Genomic DNA, 23,258 nt, shown 5'->3' with positions numbered 1-23,258 from the left:
GCGGGAAAAGAGTCTCGAACTCTCGACCTCAACCTTGGCAAGGTTGCGCTCTACCAACTGAGCTATTCCCGCATTTTGCCTACTGCAGCCGATGTTTCCACCTGCATGAATCAGCAAGCCTCAAATTATATCGCTATTTTTTGGCTCTATTCGATTGCAAGCCAAAAAATCAACCAACTGACCACCATCCATCCTCCACGATCCGGTCGATGCAAAGATCCCGCAGGATCCTGTGCCGCATCGACGGCACAAACCGTATCTGGAGGCGCGGTCCGGAGTCGAACCGGACTAACCGGATTTGCAATCCGGGGCATAACCGCTTTGCTACCGCGCCAGGAATTCACATTCCTCTGACAAAAAAGGGAAGCAATTGCTTCCCTTTTTGTGGAAATTGGAGCGGGAAAAGAGTCTCGAACTCTCGACCTCAACCTTGGCAAGGTTGCGCTCTACCAACTGAGCTATTCCCGCATTTTACCGAAGCCTCACATTGTACAACGTTTGCTGCGATGGAATGAATTGTAGCGCATTTTTTGAAGCATCCCAAAAACTTTTTCTTCAATGCTTCAAGCCATCCGTGGCCGCGGCCGAACCCGCGCTCTTCTCCGCCGCAGCAGCGGCCACCACGGCCACCTCCTCGTCCGTCAGGGGCACGGGTTTGGTTTCCAGCGCGATCTCGAGCACCTTGTCGATCCAGCGCACGGGCACGATCTCCAGGCCGCTCTTCACGTTGTCCGGGATCTCGGCCAGGTCCTTGACGTTCTCTTCGGGGATCAGCACCGTCTTGATGCCGCCACGCAGGGCCGCCAGCAGCTTTTCCTTGAGCCCTCCGATGGCCGTGACCTCACCCCGCAGCGTGATCTCGCCCGTCATCGCGACATCGCCACGCACGGGAATGCCCGTGAGCGCCGAAACGAACGCGGTGGTCATCGCGGCACCCGCACTCGGGCCGTCCTTGGGCGTCGCGCCGTCCGGCACGTGGATGTGGATGTCGCGCTTCTCGAAGGTCTCATCCTTGATGCCCAGGATGCGCGAGCGGCTTCGCACCACCGTGCGGGCAGCCTCGACCGATTCCTTCATCACATCGCCCAGCGAACCGGTGCGCGTGATCACGCCCTTGCCGGGCATGACCGCGGCCTCGATGGTCAGCAGGTCGCCACCCACCTCGGTCCATGCCAGGCCGACCACCTGGCCCACCTGGTTCTGCGCCTCGGCACGGCCGTAGGTGTACTTGCGCACGCCCAGGAAGTCGGGCAGGTTGTCGGCGGTGACGATGACCTTCGGCTCGAGCTTCTTCAGTTGCAGGCCCTTGACCACCTTGCGGCAGATCTTGGACAGCTCGCGCTCGAGGGACCGCACGCCGGCCTCCCGCGTGTAGTAGCGCACCATGTCGCGCACGGCGGGCTCGGTGATCTCGAGCTCCTCGTCCTTCACGCCATTGTTCTTGAGCTGCTTGGGCAGCAGGTACTTCATGGCGATGCTGGTCTTCTCGTCCTCGGTGTAACCCGACAGGCGGATCACTTCCATGCGGTCGAGCAGGGCCGGCGGGATGTTCATCGAGTTCGAGGTGGCGACGAACATCACGTCGGAGAGGTCGAAGTCCACCTCGACGTAGTGGTCGCCGAAGGTGTGGTTCTGCTCGGGGTCCAGCACCTCCAGCAGCGCGCTCGAGGGGTCGCCCCGGAAGTCGGTACCGAGCTTGTCGATCTCGTCGAGCAGGAACAGCGGATTGCGCGTGCCCACCTTCGAGAGGCTCTGCAGCACCTTGCCCGGCAGCGCGCCGATGTAGGTGCGGCGGTGCCCGCGGATCTCGGCCTCGTCGCGCATGCCACCCAGGGCCATGCGCACGTACTTGCGGCCGGTGGCCTTGGCGATGGACTGGCCCAGGGAGGTCTTGCCCACGCCAGGAGGTCCCACCAGACACAGGATGGGCGCCTTCACCTTGTCCACGCGCTGCTGCACCGCGAGGTATTCAAGGATGCGGTCCTTGACCTTGTCCAGGCCGAAATGGTCTTCGTTGAGCACGCCCTCGGCATTGACCAGGTCGTGCTTGATCTTGGTCTTCTTGCTCCAGGGGAGCGCCGTGAGCACGTCGATGTAGTTGCGCACCACGGTGGCCTCGGCCGACATGGGCGACATGAGCTTGAGTTTCTTCAGCTCGGCGTCGGCCTTCTTGCGCGCCTCGGCGGGCATCTTGGCGAGCTTGATCTTCTTCTCGATCTCCTCGATGTCCGCGCCTTCGTCGCCTTCGCCCAGTTCCTTCTGGATCGCCTTGACCTGCTCGTTGAGATAGAAGTCGCGCTGGTTCTTCTCCATCTGGCGCTTCACGCGCCCACGGATCTTCTTGTCGACGTTCAGGATGTCGACTTCGCGGTCAAGCTGCTCGAACAGGTTTTCCAGCCGCGCCTTCACGTCGGCGAGATCCAGCACGACCTGCTTGTTTTCGAGTTTGAGCGGCAGGTGGGCCGCAATGGTGTCGGCCAGGCGGCCGGGGTCGTCGATGCTGGAGATCGAGGTCAGGATCTCTGGCGGAATCTTCTTGTTGAGTTTGACGTACTGGTCGAACTGCTGCATCACCGCACGGCGCAGGGCTTCGATTTCGCTCGGCTTGTTGGCCTCGGGCGTGGCTTCGACCGGCGTCACGGTGGCCGTGAAATGGGTTTCGGCATCCTCGATGGAGGCCACCATGGCACGCTGCTGGCCTTCGACCAGCACCTTCACCGTGCCATCGGGCAGCTTGAGCATCTGCAGGATGGTGGAGACGCAGCCCACGTCGAACATGTCCGACACCGAAGGCTCATCCTTGGCCGCGGCCTTCTGGGCGACCAGCATGATGCGGCGATCCGCCTCCATGGCCATCTCGAGCGCCTTGATGCTCTTGGGACGGCCCACGAACAGCGGGATGACCATATGGGGAAACACCACCACGTCGCGCAGGGGCAACAGCGGCAGGTCAATGGGGGTGGCTGGCAGGGGGGTGTGTCCGGACATGGAAATCCTCAAAGTGCTCTGTGGAAGTTGGTCCACATGTGGGGATTTTCAACCCTGGCGCGCAGCCGCACTGCCGCCAGGGTTGATGGTTCAAGGGGCGGCAACAAGGCGCCCGCTCCGGGCATTTCAGGCCTTTTTGGCCGCTTCGCGGTAAACGAGCAGCGGCGGCTTGTTTTCTTCGATGGTGGACTCATCCACCACCACCTTTTCGACATTGCTGGTGTTGGGCAGGTCGAACATCGTTCCGATCAGCGATTGCTCCAGGATGGAGCGCAGGCCGCGCGCGCCAGTTTTTCTGGCCAGCGCCTTGCGGGCAATGGCCTTCAGCGCGGCGGGGCGGATCTCCAGATCCACGCCTTCCATGGCCAGAAGCTTGCTGTACTGCTTGACCAGCGCATTCTTCGGCTCGGTCAGGATCTGCACCAGCGCGTCCTCGCTCAGCTCGGCCAGGGCCGTCACCACGGGCATGCGGCCCACCAGCTCGGGGATCAGGCCGAACTTGATCAGGTCTTCCGGCTCGATCTCGGTGAACACCTCGGTCAGCGAACGCTGCTTCTTGCTCTTGACCGATGCGCCGAAGCCGATGCCGGATGCTTCGGTGCGGTTCTCGATGACCTTCTCCAGGCCCGCGAACGCGCCCCCGCAGATGAACAGGATGTTGGTCGTGTCGATCTGCAGGAAGTCCTGGTTCGGGTGCTTGCGCCCGCCCTGGGGCGGCACGCTGGCCATCGTGCCTTCGATGAGCTTGAGCAGCGCCTGCTGCACGCCCTCGCCCGACACGTCGCGCGTGATGCTGGGGTTGTCCGACTTGCGCGAGATCTTGTCGATCTCGTCGATGTAGACGATGCCGCGCTGCGCGCGCTCCACCTCGTAGTTACAGCTTTGCAGCAGCTTCTGGACGATGTTCTCCACATCCTCGCCCACGTAGCCGGCTTCCGTCAGCGTGGTGGCGTCGGCCATCACGAAGGGCACATCCAGCATGCGAGCCAGGGTCTGCGCCAGCAGCGTCTTGCCGGAACCCGTGGGCCCGATCAGCAGGATGTTGCTCTTGGACAGCTCCACCTCGTCCTTGTGGGCCTTGTCCTTGTGGCGCAGGCGCTTGTAGTGGTTGTACACCGCGACCGCCAGCGTGCGCTTGGCCACATCCTGGCCAATCACATAGTTGTCGAGATTGGTCTTGATCTCCACCGGTGTGGGCAAATCGGCGCGGCCTTCGCGCGCCAGGTCACCGGCCGGGAGCTCGTCGCGGATGATCTCGTTGCACAGGTCAATGCACTCGTCGCAGATAAAGACCGACGGGCCAGCGATCAGCTTCTTCACTTCATGCTGGCTCTTGCCGCAAAAAGAGCAGTAAAGGGTTTTTTCGCTGGAAGAGCCTTTTTTCTCGGCCATGGGGGCAATGCCTTGCTTGTTACGGAAAGTTGTCGGGATGATAACCAAATAAAAAACGGCGTCTTCCCTCAGGGAAAACGCCGCCGCGCGACCCTGTGGCTATCAGGAGCGCTTGCTGATCACCTGGTCGACAAGGCCGTATTCCTTGGACTCGTCGGCCGACAGGAAATAGTCGCGCTCGGTGTCGCGCTGGATCTTCTCCAGCGGCTGGCCCGTGCGCTCGGCCAGGATCTTGTTCAGTTGCTCGCGCGTCTTGAGGATCTCGCGCGCATGGATCTCGATCTCGGTCGCCTGGCCCTGCATGCCGCCCAGCGGCTGGTGGATCATGACTTTCGAGTTGGGCAGCGCAAAGCGCTTGCCCTTGGCGCCCGCCGCCAGCAGGAAGGCACCCATGCTGGCCGCCATGCCCGTGCACAGGGTCGACACATCGGGCTTGACGAAATTCATGGTGTCGAAGATCGCCATGCCGGCGCTCACCGAACCGCCCGGGGAGTTGATGTAGAACGAAATGTCCTTGTCGGGGTTTTCGCTCTCCAGGAACAGCAGCTGAGCCACCACGAGATTGGCGGTCTGGTCGTTGACCGGCCCCACCAGAAAAATCACACGCTCCTTGAGCAGGCGCGAGTAGATGTCATAGGACCGTTCGCCACGGCCCGACTGCTCGATGACCATGGGGACCATGCCCAGGCCTTGTGTTTCCAATGCGCTCATGTTTTCTCCAGACAAGCAGGTACTGTACCCAGAAATGAATTGGGGCTTGTGCACGAAAGCACAAGCCCCTGTATGTGTCGGCAACAACCGGGCAGTTCGGTAACCGACAAGCCGCCCGGCCAGGCCTATCAGCCCTGTTGGGCCATCAGTTCGTCGAACGACACGGACTTTTCGACCACTTTGGCCTTGCCCAGCACGAATTCGGTCACATTGTTCTCGATCACGACCGCTTCGACTTCCGCCAGGCGCTGGCGGTCACCGAAGTACCAGCGCACCACGTCCTCGGGCTTCTCGTAGCTGGCGGCCAGCTCGTCGATGTGGGCCTTGAGCTGCTCGGGCTTGGCCTGCAGTTCGTTGGCACGCACCAGTTCGGCCAGCACCAGGCCCAGGCGCACGCGGCGCTCTGCCTGGGGACGGAACACGTCTTCAGGGATTTCGGCCTTGTCGGCGTCCTTGATGCCGCGCTGCTTGAGTTCTGCACGGGCGCCTTCGAGCAGGCGGGCGATTTCAGCCTGCACGCTGGAATTGGGCAGGTCCAGTTCGGCCTTGGACACGAGAGCGTCCATCACGGCCTGCTTGTTGCGGGCCAGCAGGCGGAACTTGACTTCGCGCTCCAGGTTCTTCTTGATGTCGGCGCGCAGGCCTTCCACGGAACCATCGGCGATGCCCAGCGACTTGGCCAGGGCGTCATTCACTTCGGGCAGGTGGGCCGCTTCGATCTTCTTGACCGTGACGAGGAAGTCCGCCGTCTTGCCGGCCACGTCCTTGCCGTGGTATTCCGCAGGGAATGCCAGGGGGAAGGTCTTGCTTTCGCCCGACTTCATGCCGCGCACGGCTTCCTCGAACTCCTTGAGCATCTGGCCTTCGCCGACCAGGAACTGGAAGTCTTCGGCCTTGCCGCCTTCAAAGGGCTCGCCGTCGATCTTGCCTTCGAAGTCGACCGTCACGCGGTCGCCGTCTTGCGCGGCGGCTTCGAGCGCGCGCTGCGCAAAGCTGCGGCGCTGCTTGCGCAGGATGTCGATGGTCTTGTCGATGGCCGCATCGGTCACTTCGGCCGACAGCTTTTCGACTTCCGCGTCCGCCAGATCGGCGATCTTGACTTCGGGGAACACTTCGAAGATGGCGTCGAAGGTCATCTGGCCCTCGGGAGCGCCGTCCTTCTCGGAGATGCGGGGCTGGCCGGCGACACGCAGGTTGGCTTCGTTGGCGGCCACGGCGAAGGCTTCACCGACCTTGTCGTTGAGCACTTCGTACTGCACCGAGTAGCCGTAGCGCTGGGCCACCACGTTCATGGGCACCTTGCCGGGACGGAAACCGTCCATCTTGACCGTGCGGGCCAGGCGCTTCAAGCGCGTGTCGACTTCGGACTGGATCAGGGTGACGGGCACGCTCAGCGTGATCTTGCGCTCGAGCTTCTCAAGGGTTTCAACAGTAACGGCCATGGCTATTCCTCTTATGAATGTGGATCGTGCTGGCTGCAGCGCAGCGGCGCCGTGTTCCGCAAAGTCTCACATGGGTGGTGCGCGGGGGGGGACTCGAACCCCCACACCATTGCTGGCGTCAGGACCTAAACCTGGTGCGTCTACCAATTTCGCCACCCGCGCGGTTCTACAACAAACAAACAGGCGGCACGAACTGCCGCCTGTGTGAAATCGGTCAACCTTCTATTTTACCCTGATGCGGGCAGGGTGGGAATCAAACCCCTCCAAGGACCTCCGGCGCCGGCCTTTTGACACGGAACCAGGCAGCATACATCGCGGGCAGCGCCAGCAGCGTGAGCACGGTGGCCACCACCAGCCCGCCCATGATGGCCACGGCCATCGGCCCCCAGAACACGCTGCGCGACAGCGGGATCATGGCCAGCACCGCGGCCGCGGCCGTGAGCACGATGGGGCGCAGGCGGCGCACGGCGGATTCGACGATCGCGTCCCACGCCGGCACGCCCCGCGCGCGGTCCTGCTCGATCTGGTCGATCAGGATCACCGAGTTGCGCTGGATCATGCCCATGAGCGCGATCACGCCGAGCAGCGCCACGAAGCCGAAGGGGCGGTTGAGCAGCAGCAAGGCCGCCGCCACGCCCGCCAGCCCGAGCGGCCCGGTCAGGAACACCAGCATCGCGCGGCTGAAGCTGTGCAGTTGCAGCATGAGCAAGGTGAAGGTGATGAACAGCATGACCGGAATGCCCGCCGCGATCGATGCCGAGCCCTTGGAGCTTTCCTCCACGGCACCCGCCACCTCGATGCGGTAGCCGGCCTGCCCCGCGGCACGCCACTTCGCCTCGATCTCCTTGAGGGCAGGCAGCAACGCCGCCGTCACCGTGGCGCCCTGCAGGCCCTCAGTCACGTCGCCCTGCACCGTGATGGCGTAGTCGCGGTTCTCGCGCCACATCACGCCCGGCTCCCAGGTGAACACCGGCTTGGCGATCTGCGTGAGCGGAATCGACTTGCCCGAGGCCGTGGGCAGATAGGCATTGGCGATGTCGGTGATCGCGTTGCGCTCCTCCTGCGGCTGGCGCAGCAGGATGTCGATGAGCTTGTCGCCCTCGCGGAACTGGCCCACCTGCGTGCCCGACAGGATGGTCTTGGAGGCCTGTGCGATGGACTGGCTGGTCACGCCCAGGGCGCGCGCCTTGGCCTGGTCCACTTCCAGGCGCAGCACCTTCACGGACTCGTTCCAGTTGTCGTTCACGCCGCGCATGTCGGGGTTCTGGCGCAGCTGGGCTTTCACCTCGTCCGCGCGCTCACGCAGCACCAGCGGATCGGGGCCCACCACGCGGAACTGCACGGGGTACGGCACGGGCGGCCCGTTGGGCAGCAGCTTCACCCGGCCGCGCACCTCCGGAAACTCCTGCGCCAGCAGCGCCGGCAATTTCACGCGCAGCGATTCGCGCACCTTCAGGTCCTGCGGCAGCACGATGAACTGCGACACATTGCTTTGCGGGAACACCTGGTCCAGCGGCAGGTAAAAGCGCGGCACGCCCGACCCCACCCAGGTGCTCACGGAGCTGACCCCAGGCTCGGAGAGCAGGCGCTGCTCCACCCGCTTGGTGACTTCTTCGTTGCCCGCGAACGAGGTGCCCTCGGGGAACCAGATGTCCACCAGGATCTCCGGGCGGCTCGAATCCGGGAAGAACTGCTGCTGCACCTTGCCCATGCCGGCGATGCCCAGCGCGAAGGTGAGCACCGTGGCGCCGATGGTGAGCCAGCGGTGCTGCACGCACCAGTCCACCAGGCGGCGGAAGGTGCGGTAGAACGGACTGTCAAACACCTCGTGGGGATCGTCCGTGATGCCTTGGCTGGCCTGCGCGGCCAGCACGTGGGGCGGCACCTTGAGCAGCAGCGTGCCCAGGTATGGCACGAAGTACACCGACACGATCCAGCTGAGCACCAGCGCGATCACCGTCACGGCAAAGATCGCGAACGTGTATTCGCCCGTGGTGGACTTGGCCAGGCCGATGGGCAGGAAACCCGCCGCCGTGATCAGCGTGCCCGTGAGCATGGGCATGGCCGTGATCTCGTAGGCGAAGGTGGCGGCACGCACCTTGTCGTAGCCCTCCTCGAGCTTGAGCACCATCATCTCGACCGCGATGATCGCGTCGTCCACCAGCAGGCCCAGCGCGATGATGAGCGAGCCCAGCGAAATCTTGTGCAGGCCGATGCCCCAGTACCACATGGCCAGGAAGGTCACGGCCAGCACCATCGGGATGGTGATGCCCACGACCAGGCCGGGGCGCGGGTCGATGTACCAGCGCTTCCACAGCGGATTCTTGCCGGGGCGCCTGTGGAAACCCAGCGCGATGAAGCTCACCGCCAGCACGATGACCACCGCCTCGATCAGCACCTTGACGAACTCGTTCACCGAGGTCGCCACGGCCTTGGGCTGGTCCTGCACGTTGACGAGCCTGACGCCCGCCGGGAGGGTGCTGCCAATGCGGTCGGTGGCCGTGTGCAGTGCCTTGCCCAGCGCGATGATGTCCCCGCCCTTGGCCATGGACACCCCGAGCGCGATCACTTCCTGCCCCTGGTGGCGCACCTTCACGGAGGCCGGGTCCACATAGCCGCGCTTGACCTCGGCGATGTCCGAGAGACGCAGCTGCGCGCCCGACGGCCCGCGGATCGGCATGGCGCCCAGGTCTTCGACGGCATTGAACTGCCCTTGCACGCGCACCTGCACCTGGTCCTGCGGCGTCTGGATGGCGCCCGCGCTTTCCACCGCATTCTGCTGGCCCAGCTGGGCCAGCACCTGGTTCATGTCCAGGCCCAGCTGCGACAGGCGCTTTTGCGAGATTTCGATGAAGAGCTTCTCGTCCTGCACGCCGAAGAGTTCGACCTTGGCCACGTCAGGCACGCGCAGCAGCTGCTGGCGCGCGTCGTCGGCGAACTGTTTGAGTTCGGCATAGCTGAAGCCCTCGGACTCCAGCGCGTAGATCACGCCGTACACATCACCGAAGTCGTCGTTGAAGAACGGCCCCTGGATGCCCTGCGGCAGGGTGTAGCGCATGTCGCCCACCTTCTTGCGCACGCTGTACCAGACGTTGGCCACCTCGCTGCCCTTGGAGGAGTCCTTGATCTGGAAGATGATCTGCGACTCGCCCGGCTTGGAGTAGCTGCGGATCTTGTCCGCATAGGGCACTTCCTGCAGGGTGCGCTCGATCTTGTCGGTGACCTGCTCGGCCACCTGCTGCGCCGTGGCGCCGGGCCAGTAGGTGCGCACCACCATGGCACGGAAGGTGAACGGCGGGTCTTCGTCCTGCCCGAGCTGGAAGTAGGCCGCGAAGCCCAGCAGCATCAGCACCACCATCAGGTAGCGCGTGAGGGCGGGATGGTCGAGCGCCCACTTGGAGAGGTTGAACCCCTCTTTGGGTTGTACTTGCGTCATGGCCGGCCTCAGTTGGCAGTGGAAGCCGCGGGCGCCACAGCAGTGGCGGCAGGATTTGCTACTGAATTTATAGCTGTTTGCGCTTTACCGGCGGGCGCCGAGGCCACTTTTGGCTGATAAACCAGCACCTTCTGCCCGGGTGAGAGCACGTGCACGCCCGTGGCCACCACCTGCATGCCGGGCGTGAGGCCCGCGGCCACCACGGCCTCGTTGCCATCGGCCGTGGCGATCTGCACCACCTGCGACTTCACGGTGCTGCTGGCCGCGTCGTACACCCACACGGCCGTGGACTGGCCCTCCTGGCGCAACGCACTGGTGGGCAGCTTGATCGCCTGGATGCCAGCGTGGCTCAACGCCTTGGGCGTCACATACACCGTGGAGCCCAGCGCGGGCGCGTCGGCGCTGTCGATGGCCACCTTCACCTGGTAGGTGCGGGTGGCGGCGTCGGCACTGGCCGCGACTTCGCGCACGCGCCCCGCCAGGGGGGCGCCGCCCGACCAGCCGCGCACCGCCACCTCGGAGCCTTGGGCAATCTGCGCCACCTTGTCTTCCGGCACCGCGAACACCACGTCGCGGGGGCCGTCCTGCGCGATGCGCACCACGGGCGTGCCCGCCGACACCACCTGGCCCGGTTCGGCATCGATGCCCGTCACCACGCCCGACACGTCGGCCACCAGCGTGGTATAGGCCGCCTGATTGCCCTGCGACGACAGCTGCGCGCGGGCCTGGTCCAGCGTGGCCTGCGCAGCCTTGAGCGTGGCATCGCGGCGCTCGAGCTCGGCGCCGCTGATGAAGTTCTGGTCCTTCAGGGCCTGGTAGCGCTTGTAGTCGGCGGCCGCCAGATCGCGCTGCGTGGTCGCCGATGCGAGTTGCGCGCGCGCGGCGTCGGCAGCCAGCTGGTAGTCCTTGGGGTCCAGCTGCGCCAGCACCTGGCCGGCCCGCACATGCTGGCCCAGTTCGGCCTGGCGCTGCACGATCTTGCCGGCCACGCGGAAACCCAGGCGCGATTCCACGCGCGCCCGCACCTCGCCCGAATACTCCAGGCTCGATTGCAGCGCGCCCACGCCTACCGTCAGCAGCTTCACGGAGCGCACGGGCTCCTCGGGCGGAGCGGGGCGCGAACAGGCGGCCAGCAGGGCCGCCGTGGCCAGCACCAGCAGGTACCTGGAATGCCGTTGAAAGGGCCGCGAAGCGGAAGGTGTGCGCATGGAAAATCCGGTGAGTAAAAAAGGGCCGCAAGGAGCTGCGGGCAAACGCAGGCACGGGCCAGCCTCCTTGCCCCTGTCGAAGATTATTTTGATTACTGACTGACCGGTTAGTAATCTATGAGAAGCCTCCCGCCTTGTCAAGCGACAATCCCGGGTGTGAACGACCGATCCAGCCCCCCTTCTCCAACCGCCCCCACGCCGCCGCCGGCCACCCCGGTGGCCGCGCCGCCCGTGACCCACTACGAGAATTTCCCCGTGGCATCGCTGCTGTGCCCGCCGCGCCTGCGCCAGCCCATCGCAGCCATCTACGGCTTTGCCCGCACCGCCGACGACATCGCGGACGAAGGCGATGCCCCGGCCGCCAGCCGCCTGGCGGACCTGGCCGCATACCACGCCGATCTGCAAGCCATCGCCCAGGGCCGGCCCCCGTCGCCCCGCTGGGCCGGCGTCTTCCTGCCCCTGCAAGGGGTGCTGCGCAGCCACCAGCTGCCCCTGCCGCTGCTGCAGGACCTGCTCAGCGCCTTCGTGCAGGACGTGGAGAAAACCCGCGACGCCGAGGGCTACGCCGACCGCAGCGAGCTGCTGGACTATTGCCGCCGCTCGGCCAACCCGGTGGGCCGCCTGCTGCTGCATCTGTATGGCGTGACGGATGCCAAGGCGCTGCAGGAGAGCGATGCCATCTGCACCGCGCTGCAGCTGATCAACTTCTGGCAGGACCTGAGCGTGGACATCCCCCGAGGACGCCACTACCTGCCGCGCGCCGACTGCGCGGGCCACGGCGCCGGCCAGGCCGAACTGCTGGCGCTGCAAAGCACACCCGAAAACGCCCGCCTGATCACCAACTGCGCGCGCTGGGCGCGCGCCACCATGCGCAGCGGCGCCCCCCTGGTCCACCGTCTGCCCGGCCGTGCGGGCTGGGAGCTGCGGCTGGTGGTGCAAGGCGGCCTGCGCATTCTCGACAAGGTGGACGGGCTCCAGGGCGGTAGCCTGCACACCCGCCCCCGGCTGCACGCCTGGGACTGGTGCGTGATGCTCTGGCGGGCAGTGGCGATGTGAGTCAACGCGCTTTCAGGCCACCGCCAGCCACGCGCAGAACGCGGCCGACACCGGGTCGTCCGCCGCGCGCGCGGGCCGCAGCCAATAGTAGTTCTTCTCGCCCGACAGGCGCTGGGCAAACGGCATGACCAGCAGGCCACCCGCGAGCGCATCGCCCAGAAATCGGGGGTTGCCCAGCGCCACGCCCAGGCCCTGGAGGGCGGCTTGCACGCTCAGGTGCGCGTGGTCGAACACCAGGTCGCCCGCAGGCTGCAGGCCTGGCGCGCCCGCCTCTTCCAGCCACCGCTGCCAGGCCACCGGCGTGGACCGGCTGTGCAGCAGGGTATGCCGCGCCAGCCCCTGCGGCGACTCCATCGCCCCATCGCCCCATCGCCCGCCAGCAGGGCCGGGCTGCACACGGGGGTGAGCTTGTCGGGGATGAAGGGCCCCAGCGCCACGTCCCGCCAGCCCGCGCGCGCGGGCAGCGCCGCCAGCTCGCTGTCGGCGAAGCAGCGGATCGACACGTCGTACTGGGCGGGCTCGAAATCCAGGTGGCCCAGCGTGGTGACCAGCTGCACGTCCAGCCCCGGCATCTGTGCGCAAAAACCCGCCAGCCGCGGGATCAGCCACTGCGAGGCCAGCGTGGACGTGGCATTCACCACCAGCGTGCCGCGCCGCGTGAGCCGCTCGATGCCCGCCGTGGATTGCGCCATCAGATCCAGCGCGCGGGTAAGCCCGGGCAACAGCGCCGCGCCCGCGGTGGTGAGCGCCAGCCGACGGCCTTCGCGCGCCACCAGGGCCACGCCCAGCCAGGACTCCAGGGCCTTGATCTGGTGGCTCACGGCGCTTTGCGTCACGCTCATTTCGCGGGCCGCATGGGTCACGCTCAGCAGGCGCCCTGCCGCCTCGAACGCACGCAGCATGTTCAGCGGCGGCAGGCGGCGTGCGCCGTTGCCCCCGCCCGGACCGGCGGGCGACAGGCCGGCACCGCTTTTTCCATGAGCTGAATTCATGATTGGACGAAATATTGTCGATAGTCACAGGCTGGCGTGCTACGTACGATCACCGGCATGCATCGAAACCCACCTGCGGACTGGATAGATTTACTCATTATGTGCCGGGTGTGCACGGCACCGGTGGCCGTGCCCTGCCGTCCGCCCTCGCCAGCGCCCTCGCGCAGAGGCTACGCCCGGTGGTTCTTCGCGCCATGGGCCGCCTCCCAGGCCGCGAGGGCGCTGTCCGCGAGCGGGCTGCAACCGGGGCACCTCCGCAGCGAAGGCCCCGCATGACGGCGGGACACGCCGCGCGGGCCCTGTGCGTGGGGGTATGGCATGCACGCACCACGCTCTCCATCCGCGTGGCCTGCATGGCCTCTGATTCACCGCCCGGCGGGCGGCAGGACGACCATGTTCAGTTCATGCAGGTGCTCGCGGCGGCCGAGCGCCTGCTGCGCGAAGCCGGCGCCGATCCCCGGAGCATCCTGTCGTGCGACGTGTTCGTGCGCGGCCCCGCTGCCCGGACCGCCGTGCTGGCGGTGCTGCGCCCACGGGCCGCGCGCTGGCCCACACTCCCCCGCATCACGCCGCATCCTTCGCCGTGCACACCCCAGGCCACGGTGTCCCTCGCACTCGTGGCGGCCCGGCCCACCCCACTGTAAGAAACATTCATGGGTGGCAAGCCGCGCCATGCGGCCTGGTGGGAGCGGCCAGAGCGATACGGCAAAAGCGCCGCTACCGCCTTTGCCCGTTCAATATTTTGCTATCAATATTGAAGTTCAGCACGTGCAACGCCGCGCAGGGTGATGGACCCGGGGCTCCCGCTCATCAGGGATTACGCGTGTGCCGGCCGGCGCCTGCACGGTTAGCCTCGCGCCCACTGCGGGCACCAAGAGTACCGGCAGTGCGAAAGATGCTGTTGCCTCGAGAACAGCGATGGCGCCACCCGCGCCATCGCTGCTTTCCATGGACCAGGGCCCCAGGGGTTCCACGCATCCCCAAAACCTACCCGGTATGCCACACACCATGTCCGTCAGCGTTTTCGACCTCTTCAAGATCGGCATCGGCCCCTCCAGCTCCCACACCGTGGGGCCCATGATCGCGGCGCGGCAGTTTGCCTGCCACCTGCGGGATGGCGTGGGGCTGGCCGCCGTGCACGGTGTCACGGTGGAGCTGTTCGGGTCGCTGTCGGCCACGGGCGTGGGCCACGGCACCGACAAGGCCGTGCTGCTGGGCCTGGCCGGGTACGAGCCCGACCACATCGACCCGGACCGCATCGCCCCCGCCATTGCCGAGATCCGCGGCCGCCAGTCGCTGGCCCTGCTGGGCGAGCGCGCCATTGCCTTTGTAGAAAAAGACCATCTGCTGTTCAGGCGCAGGAGCCTGCCGCTGCACCCCAACGGGCTGTGCCTGCATGCCTTTGACGCACAGGGCCGGGAAATTGCCCAGCGCGAGTACTACTCGGTGGGTGGCGGCTTCGTGACCGACGCCGCGGGGGAGCGCGTGCTCAATCTGGCAGCCACCTGCGGGGCCGACGCCGCGGGCCACGCCCGGGGCCTGCCCTACCCCTTTCGCACCGGGGCCGAGCTGCTGGCCCAATGCCAGGCCAGCGGCCTCACACCGGCCCAGCTCATGGCCGCCAACGAAGAGCATTGGCGCAGCGCCGGCGAGGTGCGGCGCCAGCTCATGGCGATCTGGCGAACCATGGCGGCCGCCGTGCAGCGCGGCTGCGCCAGCACCGGCCACCTGCCCGGCCCCATGCAGGTGCGCCGCCGCGCGGCCGAACTGCACAAGAGCCTGAGCGGATCGCCCGAGGCCGCCCTGCGCGACCCGCTGTCCATGCTGGACTGGGTGAACCTGTATGCCATGGCCGTCAACGAGGAAAACGCCGCCGGCGGCCGCGTGGTGACCGCCCCCACCAACGGCGCCGCCGGCGTGATACCGGCCGTGCTGCACTACTACGTGAACTTTCTTCCAGGCGCGAACGAGGACGGCATCGCCACCTTCCTGCTCACCGCCGGCGCCATCGGCATCATCTACAAGGAGAACGCCTCGCTCTCGGGCGCCGAGGTCGGCTGCCAGGGCGAGGTGGGCGTGGCCTGCTCCATGGCCGCCGGCGCGCTGGCCGCCGTGATGGGTGGCAGCCCCGAGCAGATCGAGAACGCCGCAGAGATCGGCATGGAACACAACCTCGGGATGACCTGCGACCCCGTGGGCGGCCTGGTGCAGATTCCCTGCATCGAGCGCAACGCCATGGGCGCCATCAAGGCCATCAACGCCGCCCGCATGGCGCTGCGCGGCGACGGCCAGCACGTGGTCTCGCTCGACAAGGTCATCAAGACCATGATGCAGACCGGCGCGGACATGAAGGTCAAATACAAGGAGACCTCGCGCGGCGGGCTGGCGGTGAACGTGGTCGAATGCTGAGGCACCGCCGCACCGCCCCATCGCTATCAAAAAAGTAGCGACTCGCGCTGGATGGAAGAGCGCCAGGGGCCAAAAGCGCGCCAAACCGCGGATCTCCGCCGCGCGGGGTGCGCCATGGGACAATTCCGCCCCATGACACCGCAGCAGTACGTACAGCAAAAAGCCGTGGCCTCGGGCAGCAGCTTCTATTACGCCTTTCTCTTCCTGCCCGCGCCGCGCCGCGCGGCCATCACGGCGTTCTATGCGTTCTGCCGCGAGGTGGATGACGTGGTCGATGAGGTCAGCGACCCCGGCGTGGCGCGCACCAAGCTGGCCTGGTGGCAGGCCGAAGTGGCCAAGGCCTATGCCGGCCAGCCCACCCACCCCGTGATGCTGGCGCTGATGCCGCACACCGCCGAATACGGCATCGAGCAGCGCCACCTGCAGGCCGTCATCGATGGCTGCCAGATGGACCTGGAGCAGACACGCTACCTCGACTTCGCGGGCCTCAAGGGCTACTGCCACCTGGTGGCCGGCATCGTGGGCGAGGTCACGGCGCGCATCTTCGGCCAGACCGACGGGCGCACCACGCAGTACGCGCACACGCTGGGCCTGGCGTTCCAGCTCACCAACATCATCCGCGACGTGGGCGAAGACGCCATGCTGGGCCGCATCTATCTGCCCGTGAGCGAGCTGCAGCAGTTCGACGTGAAGGCGCACGAGATCCTCAAGCGCACCTACTCCGACCGCTTCACCGCGCTCATGCGCTTCCAGGCCGAGCGCGCGCACCGCCTGTACGACGAGGCGTTTGCCCTTTTGCCCGATGCCGACCGCCGCGCGCAGAAGCCCGGCCTGATGATGGCCAGCATCTACCGCACGCTGCTGCGCGAGATCGAGCACGAGAACTTCCAGGTGCTGCACCAGCGCATCCGCCTCACGCCGCTGCGCAAGTTCTGGCTGGCGTGGAAGGTGCAGGCGCTCGGACGGATGTAGCGGCCGTGCGGCAGCATCCATGAAAGTCGCCGTCATCGGCGCGGGCTGGGCCGGCATGGCCGCAGCCATCGCGCACGCCCAGGCGGGCCGCGAGGTCACGGTGTTCGAAGCCGCCCGCACCGTGGGCGGCCGGGCGCGTGCCGTGCCCGCCACGCTGCCGGGGGGCAAGGTGGTCACGCTCGACAACGGCCAGCACATCCTCATCGGCGCCTACGCCGAAAGCCTGCGCCTGATGCGCCTGGTGGGGGTGGATGCCAGCACCGCACTGCTGCGCCTGCCGCTCACGCTGCAGTTTCCGGATGGCCAGGGACTGCGGCTGCCCGACCTGCCGCCCCCACTGGATGCCTTGCTGGGCATCGCGCGCGCCAGGGGATGGGGCTGGCGCGACAAGCTGGCCCTGCTGCGCACCGCCACCGCCTGGCAGATCAGGGGGTTCCGCTGCGCGCCCACGACCTCGGTGGCCGACCTGTGCGCACCGCTCACGCCCCGCCTCATGGCAGAGCTCATCGACCCGCTGTGTGTGTCGGCCCTCAACACCCCGGCGCACCAGGCCAGCGGCCAGGTGTTTCTGCGCGTGCTGCGGGACAGCCTGTTCAGCGGGCGCGGCGGCTCCAACCTGCTGCTGCCGCGCGCCGACCTGGGCGCGCTTTTTCCCGAGCCTGCGGCGCGCTGGCTGCAGGCGCAGGGCCGCCACCAGGTGCTCACCGGCCAGCGCGTGCAGCGGCTGCAGCCGCAGCACGCCGGGCGCTGGCAGGTCGTCGGCGCCGCCGGTGCGCCGGGCACCACGGACAATGCACCGGAGGTGTTCGACCACGTGACCCTCGCATGCCCTTCGTGGGAGGCCAGCCGGCTCGTGGCGGGTGTGGCCGGCATGGCGGGGCTGGCCAGTGCCGGCCGGTGGAGCGCCCTGGCCGGCGCCCTGCACTTCGAGGCCATCACCACCGTCTACGCCCACGCGGCGGACGCGCGCCTGGCCCAGCCCATGCTGGCGCTGCGCAGCGCCCCGGACAGCCCCGCGCAGTTCGTGTTCGACCGTGGCCAGCTGGACGGCAACCAGGGCCTGCTCGCGTTCGTGGTGAGTGCCAGCGAAGGCGAGCGCACCCACATCGAACAGCAGGTGCTGCGGCAAGCCGCCGCGCAGTTGGGCATCGGCTCCCTGTCGCCCGTACAGACGGTGGTGGAAAAACGCGCCACCTTTGCCTGCACGCCCGGCCTTGCACGCCCCGGCATGCAGGTGCTGCCCGGGCTCTCGGCCTGCGGTGACTATGTGGACGGCCCCTACCCCGCCACGCTGGAAGGGGCGGTGCTCAGCGGCACCGCGGTGGCCGCGCTCCCCTGACCCGGCGCTCGGGCGCCCTGGCCGCGCCCCCGGGAAAACCCCAGGCCGACTGACAGCATTCCGAAAGCACGCGGCGCGCACCATGGCGGCTGTCACGCCTTGATGGCTTTCACGGAGACAAGCATGCCTACAGACACCCCCCATTCCCACACCCTCCACCCCAACCGCCGCCACCTGCTCGGTGCCGGCGGCGCCCTGGCGCTGGGCGGCCTGCTGCCCGCATCGGTGTCGGCACAGGCCGCATGGCCTTCCAAGTCGGTGCGTTTCGTCGTGCCCTTCGCGCCGGGCGGCAGCTCCGAGATCGTCGCCCGCTCCACCGCCGCCGAACTGACCAAGACACTGGGCCAGAGCGTGTTCGTGGACAACAAGCCCGGTGCGGCCGGCAACATCGCCATGCAGGAGGTGGCGCGCGCCGACGACCAGCACACGCTGATCCTGGGCCACATCGGCACGCTCGCCGTGAACCCGTACATCTTCGACAAGCTGCCCTACGACGCCAACAAGGACTTCAAGCCCGTGAGCCTGCTGGCCAAGGTGCCCAGCCTGTACGTCGTGCACCCCGACGTGCCGGCCAAGAACCTCAAGGAATTCATCGCCTACGCCAAGAAGAACCCCGCCAAGCTCAGCTACGGCTCGGCGGGCAACGGCAGCGCCGGCCACCTGGCCTTTGAGTACCTGAAGATGACGGCCGAGATCTTCATGCTGCACGTGCCCTACCGCGGCACCGGCCCCATGATGACCGACCTGCTCTCGGGCCGGCTTGACGCCGCTTCCGTGGGCGCCGCCGCCATGCTGCCCTTCATCAAGTCGGGCAAGGTGCGCTGCATCGCCACGGGATCGACCCAGCGCCTGCCCCAGTTGCCCGATGTGCCCACCGTGGCCGAGCAGGGCTTCCCGGGTTTCGAGATGACGCAGTGGTACGGCATGCTGGCCCCGGCCAGCCTCACGCAGGAGCACCTGGACAAGCTGGCCGCCGAAACCATGAAGGCCGTCAAGGCGCCGGAATCGCTCAAGCGCCTGAGCGGCGATGCGGCCGAAGCCATCGGCGGCACGCCGGCGCAGTTCGCGCAGTTCATCGCCTCCGAGCAGGCGCGCTGGCAGAAGGTGCTCAAGCGCGCGCAGGTCAAGCCGGATTAGGAAGCCCCCTGAGTTGCTTCGCGTCTTCCCCCCAGAGGAGGACGCCACCCGTGGCCTGGCAAAGCCAGTTCCACGGTGGCGCTGGCGGGGCGCGCCAGGCCTGCGGCCCGGGCGCACGTGCCTCGGCGATGGCACTGCACAACAGCATTAGCATCCCCTCCATGCGCATCCTTCTGGCCGAAGACGAACACAGCCTGGGCACCTGGCTCAGCCGCGCGCTGGAGCACGCGGGCATCCAGGTGGAATGGGTGAATGACGGCCGCCTGGCCGACCGATCGCTGCAGCAGCACGACAACTACGACGCACTGGTCCTGGACCTGGGCCTGCCGGGCCTGGACGGCCACGCGGTGCTGCAGCGCCTGCGCGACCGCGACCAGCGCCTGCCCACGCTGATCCTCACCGCGCGCGATTCGCTGGACGAGCGCGTGCGGCTGCTCAATGCCGGGGCGGACGACTTCCTGGCCAAGCCGTTCGAGCTGGCCGAGCTGGAGGCGCGCCTGCACGCCCTGGTGCGCCGCGCGCGCGGCACCGACCACCCGCGCCTGGCATGTGGCCCGCTGGCGTACGACAGCGCGCGCAGGCAATTCGTGCTGCAGGGCGAACCCCTGGCGCTGTCGCCGCGCGAGCAGGCCGTGCTGCGCGTGCTGGTGCAGCGCAGCGGCGAGCCGTTCTCCAAGCAGCAGATCCTGGAGCGCGTGTTCTCCGACGATGACGACGTGCACCCCGAGGCCGTGGAAGTGTTCGTGCACCGCCTGCGCAAGCGGCTCGACGGCAGCGGCGTGCGCATCGTCACGCTGCGCGGCCTGGGCTACGCACTGGAATCGCACTGAACATGGGCCTGGCCGCACGCCTGCGCCGTGCCAGCCTGTGGCGGATGCTGGCGTGCCTGCTGCTGCCGCTGCTGGCCGTGGTGACGGGCGTGGAGCTGTGGATGACCCGGCACGACGCGCTGGAGGCCGCCAACGCGGCCTACGACCGCTCGCTGCTGGGCGCGCTCAAGTCCATCGATGCCAACATCTCCACCGCCTCGGGCGGGCTCTCGGCCGAGCTGCCCTACAGCATGCTGGAATTCTTCGAGCTCACGGCCAGCGGACACGTGTATTTCCGCGTGGCATCGTCGGATGGACTGGTGGAGCTGGGCAACGCCGACCTGCCCCTGCCGCCGGGGCCGCTGGAGCCCGGTGTGCCGCGCTTCTACGATGCGACCTACTTTGGAGAATCCGTGCGCCTGGCTGCCTACCGCCGCGCGATGGAAGGGCCGCCATCCGCCCCCGGGACAAGCAGCGTGCTGGTGCAGGTGGCGGAAAGCACCCAGTCGCGGCAGGAGTTCACGCGCCGCTTCGTCCGCCGCGCCGCGCTGCGCGATGGCCTGGTGCTGGCGCTCATGGTGCTGGGCACGGCGGCCACGCTGGCCCTGGCGCTGCGCCCCCTGGCACGCCTGGCCCGCGAGGTGCAGGCCCGCAGCCCTGACGACATGACACCGGTCGCCGGCGCCGAACTGCCCGCGGACATCCGCCCGCTGGTCACCGCCGTCAACCAGCAGATGGCGCGCACGCAGGACCTGGTGGCGCAGCAGCGCCAGTTCCTCGACGATGCGTCGCACCAGCTGCGCACACACCTCACCACGCTGCAGATGCAGATCGACTACGCACGCCGCGAACCCGATGCGGCCCGGCTTCAGGACACGCTGGCAGCCCTGGGCGGCGAGATCGCGCGCGCCACGCGCAGCACCCAGCAGCTGCTGGCCCTGGGGCGCAGCGACACCGCCGCGGTGGAGTTCGCACCCTGCGACCTGGCCTTGCTGCTGCGCACCGTGGCACTGGAACTGCTGCCGCAGGCCCGCGCCAAGCAGATCGACTTCGGCATCCACACCGCCACGGCCGAACTGGCCGCCGTAGCGGACAGCGGGCTGCTGCGCGAGGCGCTCACCAACCTGGCGGCCAACGCCATCGCCTACACCCCGGAGCAAGGCACCATCACCGTGTCGGCCGCCGGCGACAGCCTGGGCTGGAGCCTGAGCGTGGAAGACAACGGCCCGGGCCTCCCGCCCGAAGAGCGCGACGCCCTGGGCCACCGCTACCGGCGCGGCTCGCAGGCCGTGGCGGGCGGCTCGGGCCTGGGCCTGGCCATCGCCCGGTCGATCGCGGAACGCCACCGGGGCCGGCTGCGGCTGGAGGCCCGCGCCGGCGGCCCCGGCCTGCTGGCCATACTCTGGTGGCCCCGGCCATGAAGAACCCGGCCCGCCACACCGCCATGCAACCCCTTGCCCCCCACCCCTCGCGCGAAGACGGCATGGCCGCGGCCCCGAGCCGCCGGCAGATGCTGGCAACGCTGGCGGCCTGGGGCGGCGCGGGCGGCGCCCTGCCCGCGCGCGCGGCGGCCGCGGATGCCTCCACCGAGCCCGCGGAATGCGTCGCGCCCTCACGCCCCGGCGGTGGGTTCGACCTGACCTGCGGCCTGGCCGGGCAGGCCCTGCAGGCCGTGCGGCCCGCGCGCACCCCGCTGCGCACCCGCTACCTGCCCGGGGGCATCGGGGCCGTGGCGTTTGACCAGGTGGCCACCGGGCGCCTGGGCGGCCCGGGCACCCTGGTCGCTTTCTCCAGCGGTTCGCTGCTCAACATCGCACAGGGCCGCTTCGGCCCGCATCCGGTGGGCACCGTGCGCTGGATCGCCACGCTGGGCACCGACTACGGCGTGGTGGCCGTGCACCGCGATGCGCCTTACCAGCGCCTGCAGGACGTGGCTGCCGCGCTGCGCAGGGACTCCAACCGCGTGGTGTTTGGCGCCGGCGGCACACTGGGCAGCCAGGACTGGATCAAGGCCGCGCTGCTGGTACGTGCGGCGGGGCAGGACCACAAGCGCATGCGCTTCGTGTCCTTCGAGGGCGGCGGCGAGGCGCTCAAGGCCCTGCGGGGCGGGCACATCGGCATTTTCACCGGCGATGCGGCCGAGGCCCTGCAGGCAGCCGCGCAGGGCGCGCCGCTGCGCGTGCTGGCGGTGCTCTCGCAGGCACGTCTGGGTGGCAGCCTGGCGGGCCTGCCCACGGCACGCGAGCAGGGTCTGGACCTGGTCTGGCCCACGGTGCGCGGCCTGTACATGGCCGCCAGCGCGCCCGATGCGGCGGTGCGCGCGTGGACCACCGCGCTGCGGGATGCCTTGGCCGCCCCCGGCTACGCCGCGCTGTGCGCGCAGTACGGCCTGTACCCGTTCGCGCTGACGGGCGCGGCGCTCGAAGATTTCGTGCAGCGCAGCCTGGCGGACTACCGGCGCCTGGCGCAGGACCTGGGACTCCGGGCCTGGGCTCGCTGAGCCGTGTACCGCTCCAACCCGACACGCTCCAGGCGCCCGTGAAGGACTGCGCCTGCACGGGGCCACAGGTTTTTCCTACCTGCATCCGCCCCCTGCGGCGGCAGAGTGCAAGACCGCGCGCCCACAACCCGCCACGCACTGGAGGAAGCCCATGCCCGCCACACTGAAGCCCGCGGCCGAAATGGCCCGCAACGCGAAGACGCCCTTCCCCGGCGCCTCGGCCGCATACGAAGAGGCCCGCCGTGCGCTGCTGGTCGAGGAGATCGAGTTCCGCCGGCACATGAGCCGCCTGGCCGAGCAGCGCCGCGCGCTGCCGCCCGGCCCGGTCATCGCGAAGAACTACCGCTTCCAGGACGAACAGGGGTCCGAGGTGGGGCTGATCGACCTGTTTGGCGACAAGCAAACCCTGGTGGCCTACTTCTGGATGTACGGGCCGCAGCGCGAGCGCCCGTGCCCCATGTGCACGAACTGGCTGGGCGCCGTCCATGGCAACGCGGCCGACATCAAGCAACGGGTCGCGCTCAAGGTCCTGGGCCGCTCGTCGGTGGAGCGGCAGCTCGCGTTTGCGCAGGAGCGGGGTTGGCGCGACCTGAACTTCGTGCAGACCGTGGGGGACGACTACGCCCGCGACCTGGGCATCCTGATGCCCGACGGCAGCGAGTACCCGGCGCTGACCATCTTTCGGCGCGACGGCGACAAGGTGCGCCTGTTCTGGGCCAGCGAGATGGCGCGCGAGATGGCCGACCCCGGGCAGGACCCGCGCGATGCGCCCGACATCGCCGCGCTGTGGTCCATCCTGGACCTCACGCCCGAGGGCCGCGGCACCGACTGGTATCCCCGGCTCCGCTACGACTAGGCAGCATCAGG

General features: G+C 67.8%; 18 protein-coding genes and 4 tRNA genes. 10 read left to right on the top strand and 12 right to left on the bottom strand.

Features of this window, described 5'->3' with window-relative positions:
- The 10 genes from AC07OC_RS06630 to AC07OC_RS06585 form a co-directional block, all read right to left on the bottom strand.
- A tRNA-Gly gene (locus AC07OC_RS06630) sits at positions 1–72 on the bottom strand.
- Between the two features lie 188 nt (positions 73–260).
- Positions 261–334, bottom strand: a tRNA-Cys gene (locus AC07OC_RS06625).
- 58 nt (positions 335–392) lie between these two features.
- Positions 393–468: transfer RNA gene (locus AC07OC_RS06620), tRNA-Gly, on the bottom strand.
- Between the two features lie 87 nt (positions 469–555).
- Complete coding sequence (gene lon / locus AC07OC_RS06615; RefSeq protein WP_494600615.1) at positions 556–2,988, bottom strand: endopeptidase La; 2,433 nt, start codon at positions 2,986–2,988, stop codon at positions 556–558.
- 126 nt (positions 2,989–3,114) lie between these two features.
- Positions 3,115–4,380 (bottom strand): ATP-dependent Clp protease ATP-binding subunit ClpX, encoded by a 1,266-nt coding sequence (gene clpX, locus AC07OC_RS06610; RefSeq protein ID WP_218294104.1) that lies wholly within the window; start codon positions 4,378–4,380, stop codon positions 3,115–3,117.
- A 102-nt stretch (positions 4,381–4,482) separates the two neighbouring features.
- A complete protein-coding gene (gene clpP, locus AC07OC_RS06605; protein ID WP_304505098.1) occupies positions 4,483–5,091 on the bottom strand; it encodes an ATP-dependent Clp endopeptidase proteolytic subunit ClpP in 609 nt (202 codons plus the stop codon).
- A gap of 128 nt (positions 5,092–5,219) precedes the next feature.
- Positions 5,220–6,533 (bottom strand): trigger factor, encoded by a 1,314-nt coding sequence (gene tig, locus AC07OC_RS06600; RefSeq protein WP_218294103.1) that lies wholly within the window; start codon positions 6,531–6,533, stop codon positions 5,220–5,222.
- A 75-nt stretch (positions 6,534–6,608) separates the two neighbouring features.
- Positions 6,609–6,695, bottom strand: a tRNA-Leu gene (locus AC07OC_RS06595).
- Between the two features lie 91 nt (positions 6,696–6,786).
- Positions 6,787–9,969, bottom strand: a complete 3,183-nt coding sequence (locus AC07OC_RS06590; RefSeq protein WP_218340777.1) for an efflux RND transporter permease subunit — start codon at positions 9,967–9,969, stop codon at positions 6,787–6,789.
- Positions 9,970–9,977: 8 nt separating this feature from the next.
- Complete coding sequence (locus AC07OC_RS06585) at positions 9,978–11,177, bottom strand: efflux RND transporter periplasmic adaptor subunit (protein ID WP_218340776.1); 1,200 nt, start codon at positions 11,175–11,177, stop codon at positions 9,978–9,980.
- 117 nt (positions 11,178–11,294) lie between these two features.
- On the opposite strand from AC07OC_RS06585, the gene hpnC reads away from it, so the two are divergent.
- Entirely contained in the window at positions 11,295–12,233 is a 939-nt protein-coding gene (hpnC, locus tag AC07OC_RS06580) for a squalene synthase HpnC (protein WP_218340775.1), read from the top strand.
- Between the two features lie 12 nt (positions 12,234–12,245).
- Here hpnC and AC07OC_RS06575 read toward each other — a convergent pair whose 3' ends face one another.
- Positions 12,246–12,530, bottom strand: a complete 285-nt coding sequence (locus AC07OC_RS06575) for a LysR substrate-binding domain-containing protein (RefSeq protein WP_218340774.1) — start codon at positions 12,528–12,530, stop codon at positions 12,246–12,248.
- Entirely contained in the window at positions 12,446–13,225 is a 780-nt protein-coding gene (locus AC07OC_RS06570) for a LysR family transcriptional regulator (protein WP_218340773.1), read from the bottom strand. Before AC07OC_RS06570 ends, AC07OC_RS06575 begins: the two co-directional genes overlap by 85 nt.
- A 272-nt stretch (positions 13,226–13,497) precedes the next feature.
- Between AC07OC_RS06570 and AC07OC_RS06565 the strand changes: the two genes are divergently transcribed.
- From AC07OC_RS06565 to AC07OC_RS06525, 9 genes are all read left to right on the top strand, one after another.
- Positions 13,498–13,869, top strand: a complete 372-nt coding sequence (locus AC07OC_RS06565) for a RidA family protein (protein ID WP_218340772.1) — start codon at positions 13,498–13,500, stop codon at positions 13,867–13,869.
- 364 nt (positions 13,870–14,233) lie between these two features.
- Positions 14,234–15,634, top strand: coding sequence for an L-serine ammonia-lyase (locus AC07OC_RS06560; protein WP_218294098.1), 1,401 nt, complete (start codon positions 14,234–14,236; stop codon positions 15,632–15,634).
- A gap of 132 nt (positions 15,635–15,766) precedes the next feature.
- On the top strand, positions 15,767–16,606 hold the full coding sequence (gene hpnD, locus AC07OC_RS06555) for a presqualene diphosphate synthase HpnD (protein ID WP_218340771.1): 840 nt from the start codon (positions 15,767–15,769) through the stop codon (positions 16,604–16,606).
- Between the two features lie 19 nt (positions 16,607–16,625).
- Positions 16,626–17,945 carry a hydroxysqualene dehydroxylase HpnE gene (gene hpnE / locus AC07OC_RS06550; protein WP_218340770.1) on the top strand — a complete coding sequence of 440 codons (1,320 nt, stop codon included), beginning with the start codon at positions 16,626–16,628 and terminating at the stop codon, positions 17,943–17,945.
- Between the two features lie 123 nt (positions 17,946–18,068).
- Positions 18,069–19,082 (top strand): Bug family tripartite tricarboxylate transporter substrate binding protein, encoded by a 1,014-nt coding sequence (locus AC07OC_RS06545; protein WP_218294095.1) that lies wholly within the window; start codon positions 18,069–18,071, stop codon positions 19,080–19,082.
- A gap of 161 nt (positions 19,083–19,243) precedes the next feature.
- Positions 19,244–19,912, top strand: coding sequence for a response regulator (locus tag AC07OC_RS06540; protein WP_218294094.1), 669 nt, complete (start codon positions 19,244–19,246; stop codon positions 19,910–19,912).
- Between the two features lie 2 nt (positions 19,913–19,914).
- On the top strand, positions 19,915–21,312 hold the full coding sequence (locus AC07OC_RS06535) for a sensor histidine kinase (protein WP_218340769.1): 1,398 nt from the start codon (positions 19,915–19,917) through the stop codon (positions 21,310–21,312).
- Between the two features lie 23 nt (positions 21,313–21,335).
- Positions 21,336–22,391, top strand: a complete 1,056-nt coding sequence (locus AC07OC_RS06530; RefSeq protein WP_255591368.1) for a tripartite tricarboxylate transporter substrate-binding protein — start codon at positions 21,336–21,338, stop codon at positions 22,389–22,391.
- Between the two features lie 151 nt (positions 22,392–22,542).
- Positions 22,543–23,247, top strand: coding sequence for a DUF899 family protein (locus AC07OC_RS06525; RefSeq protein ID WP_218340768.1), 705 nt, complete (start codon positions 22,543–22,545; stop codon positions 23,245–23,247).
- Positions 23,248–23,258: the final 11 nt, after the last annotated feature.

Source organism: Acidovorax sp. GW821-FHT10E04, from assembly GCF_059415185.1.
Note: the sequence above shows the minus strand (reverse complement) of the source record. Positions and strands in the feature narration are given on the sequence as shown.

Coding starts and splice junctions, on each gene's coding strand:
- lon (WP_494600615.1), bottom strand. CDS start 2,988: ATGTCCGGACACACCCCCCTGCCAGCCACCCCCATTGACCTGCCGCTG.
- clpX (WP_218294104.1), bottom strand. CDS start 4,380: ATGGCCGAGAAAAAAGGCTCTTCCAGCGAAAAAACCCTTTACTGCTCT.
- clpP (WP_304505098.1), bottom strand. CDS start 5,091: ATGAGCGCATTGGAAACACAAGGCCTGGGCATGGTCCCCATGGTCATC.
- tig (WP_218294103.1), bottom strand. CDS start 6,533: ATGGCCGTTACTGTTGAAACCCTTGAGAAGCTCGAGCGCAAGATCACG.
- AC07OC_RS06590 (WP_218340777.1), bottom strand. CDS start 9,969: ATGACGCAAGTACAACCCAAAGAGGGGTTCAACCTCTCCAAGTGGGCG.
- AC07OC_RS06585 (WP_218340776.1), bottom strand. CDS start 11,177: ATGCGCACACCTTCCGCTTCGCGGCCCTTTCAACGGCATTCCAGGTAC.
- hpnC (WP_218340775.1), top strand. CDS start 11,295: ATGAGAAGCCTCCCGCCTTGTCAAGCGACAATCCCGGGTGTGAACGAC.
- AC07OC_RS06570 (WP_218340773.1), bottom strand. CDS start 13,225: ATGAATTCAGCTCATGGAAAAAGCGGTGCCGGCCTGTCGCCCGCCGGT.
- AC07OC_RS06565 (WP_218340772.1), top strand. CDS start 13,498: ATGACGGCGGGACACGCCGCGCGGGCCCTGTGCGTGGGGGTATGGCAT.
- AC07OC_RS06560 (WP_218294098.1), top strand. CDS start 14,234: ATGTCCGTCAGCGTTTTCGACCTCTTCAAGATCGGCATCGGCCCCTCC.
- hpnD (WP_218340771.1), top strand. CDS start 15,767: ATGACACCGCAGCAGTACGTACAGCAAAAAGCCGTGGCCTCGGGCAGC.
- hpnE (WP_218340770.1), top strand. CDS start 16,626: ATGAAAGTCGCCGTCATCGGCGCGGGCTGGGCCGGCATGGCCGCAGCC.
- AC07OC_RS06545 (WP_218294095.1), top strand. CDS start 18,069: ATGCCTACAGACACCCCCCATTCCCACACCCTCCACCCCAACCGCCGC.
- AC07OC_RS06540 (WP_218294094.1), top strand. CDS start 19,244: ATGCGCATCCTTCTGGCCGAAGACGAACACAGCCTGGGCACCTGGCTC.
- AC07OC_RS06535 (WP_218340769.1), top strand. CDS start 19,915: ATGGGCCTGGCCGCACGCCTGCGCCGTGCCAGCCTGTGGCGGATGCTG.
- AC07OC_RS06530 (WP_255591368.1), top strand. CDS start 21,336: ATGCAACCCCTTGCCCCCCACCCCTCGCGCGAAGACGGCATGGCCGCG.
- AC07OC_RS06525 (WP_218340768.1), top strand. CDS start 22,543: ATGCCCGCCACACTGAAGCCCGCGGCCGAAATGGCCCGCAACGCGAAG.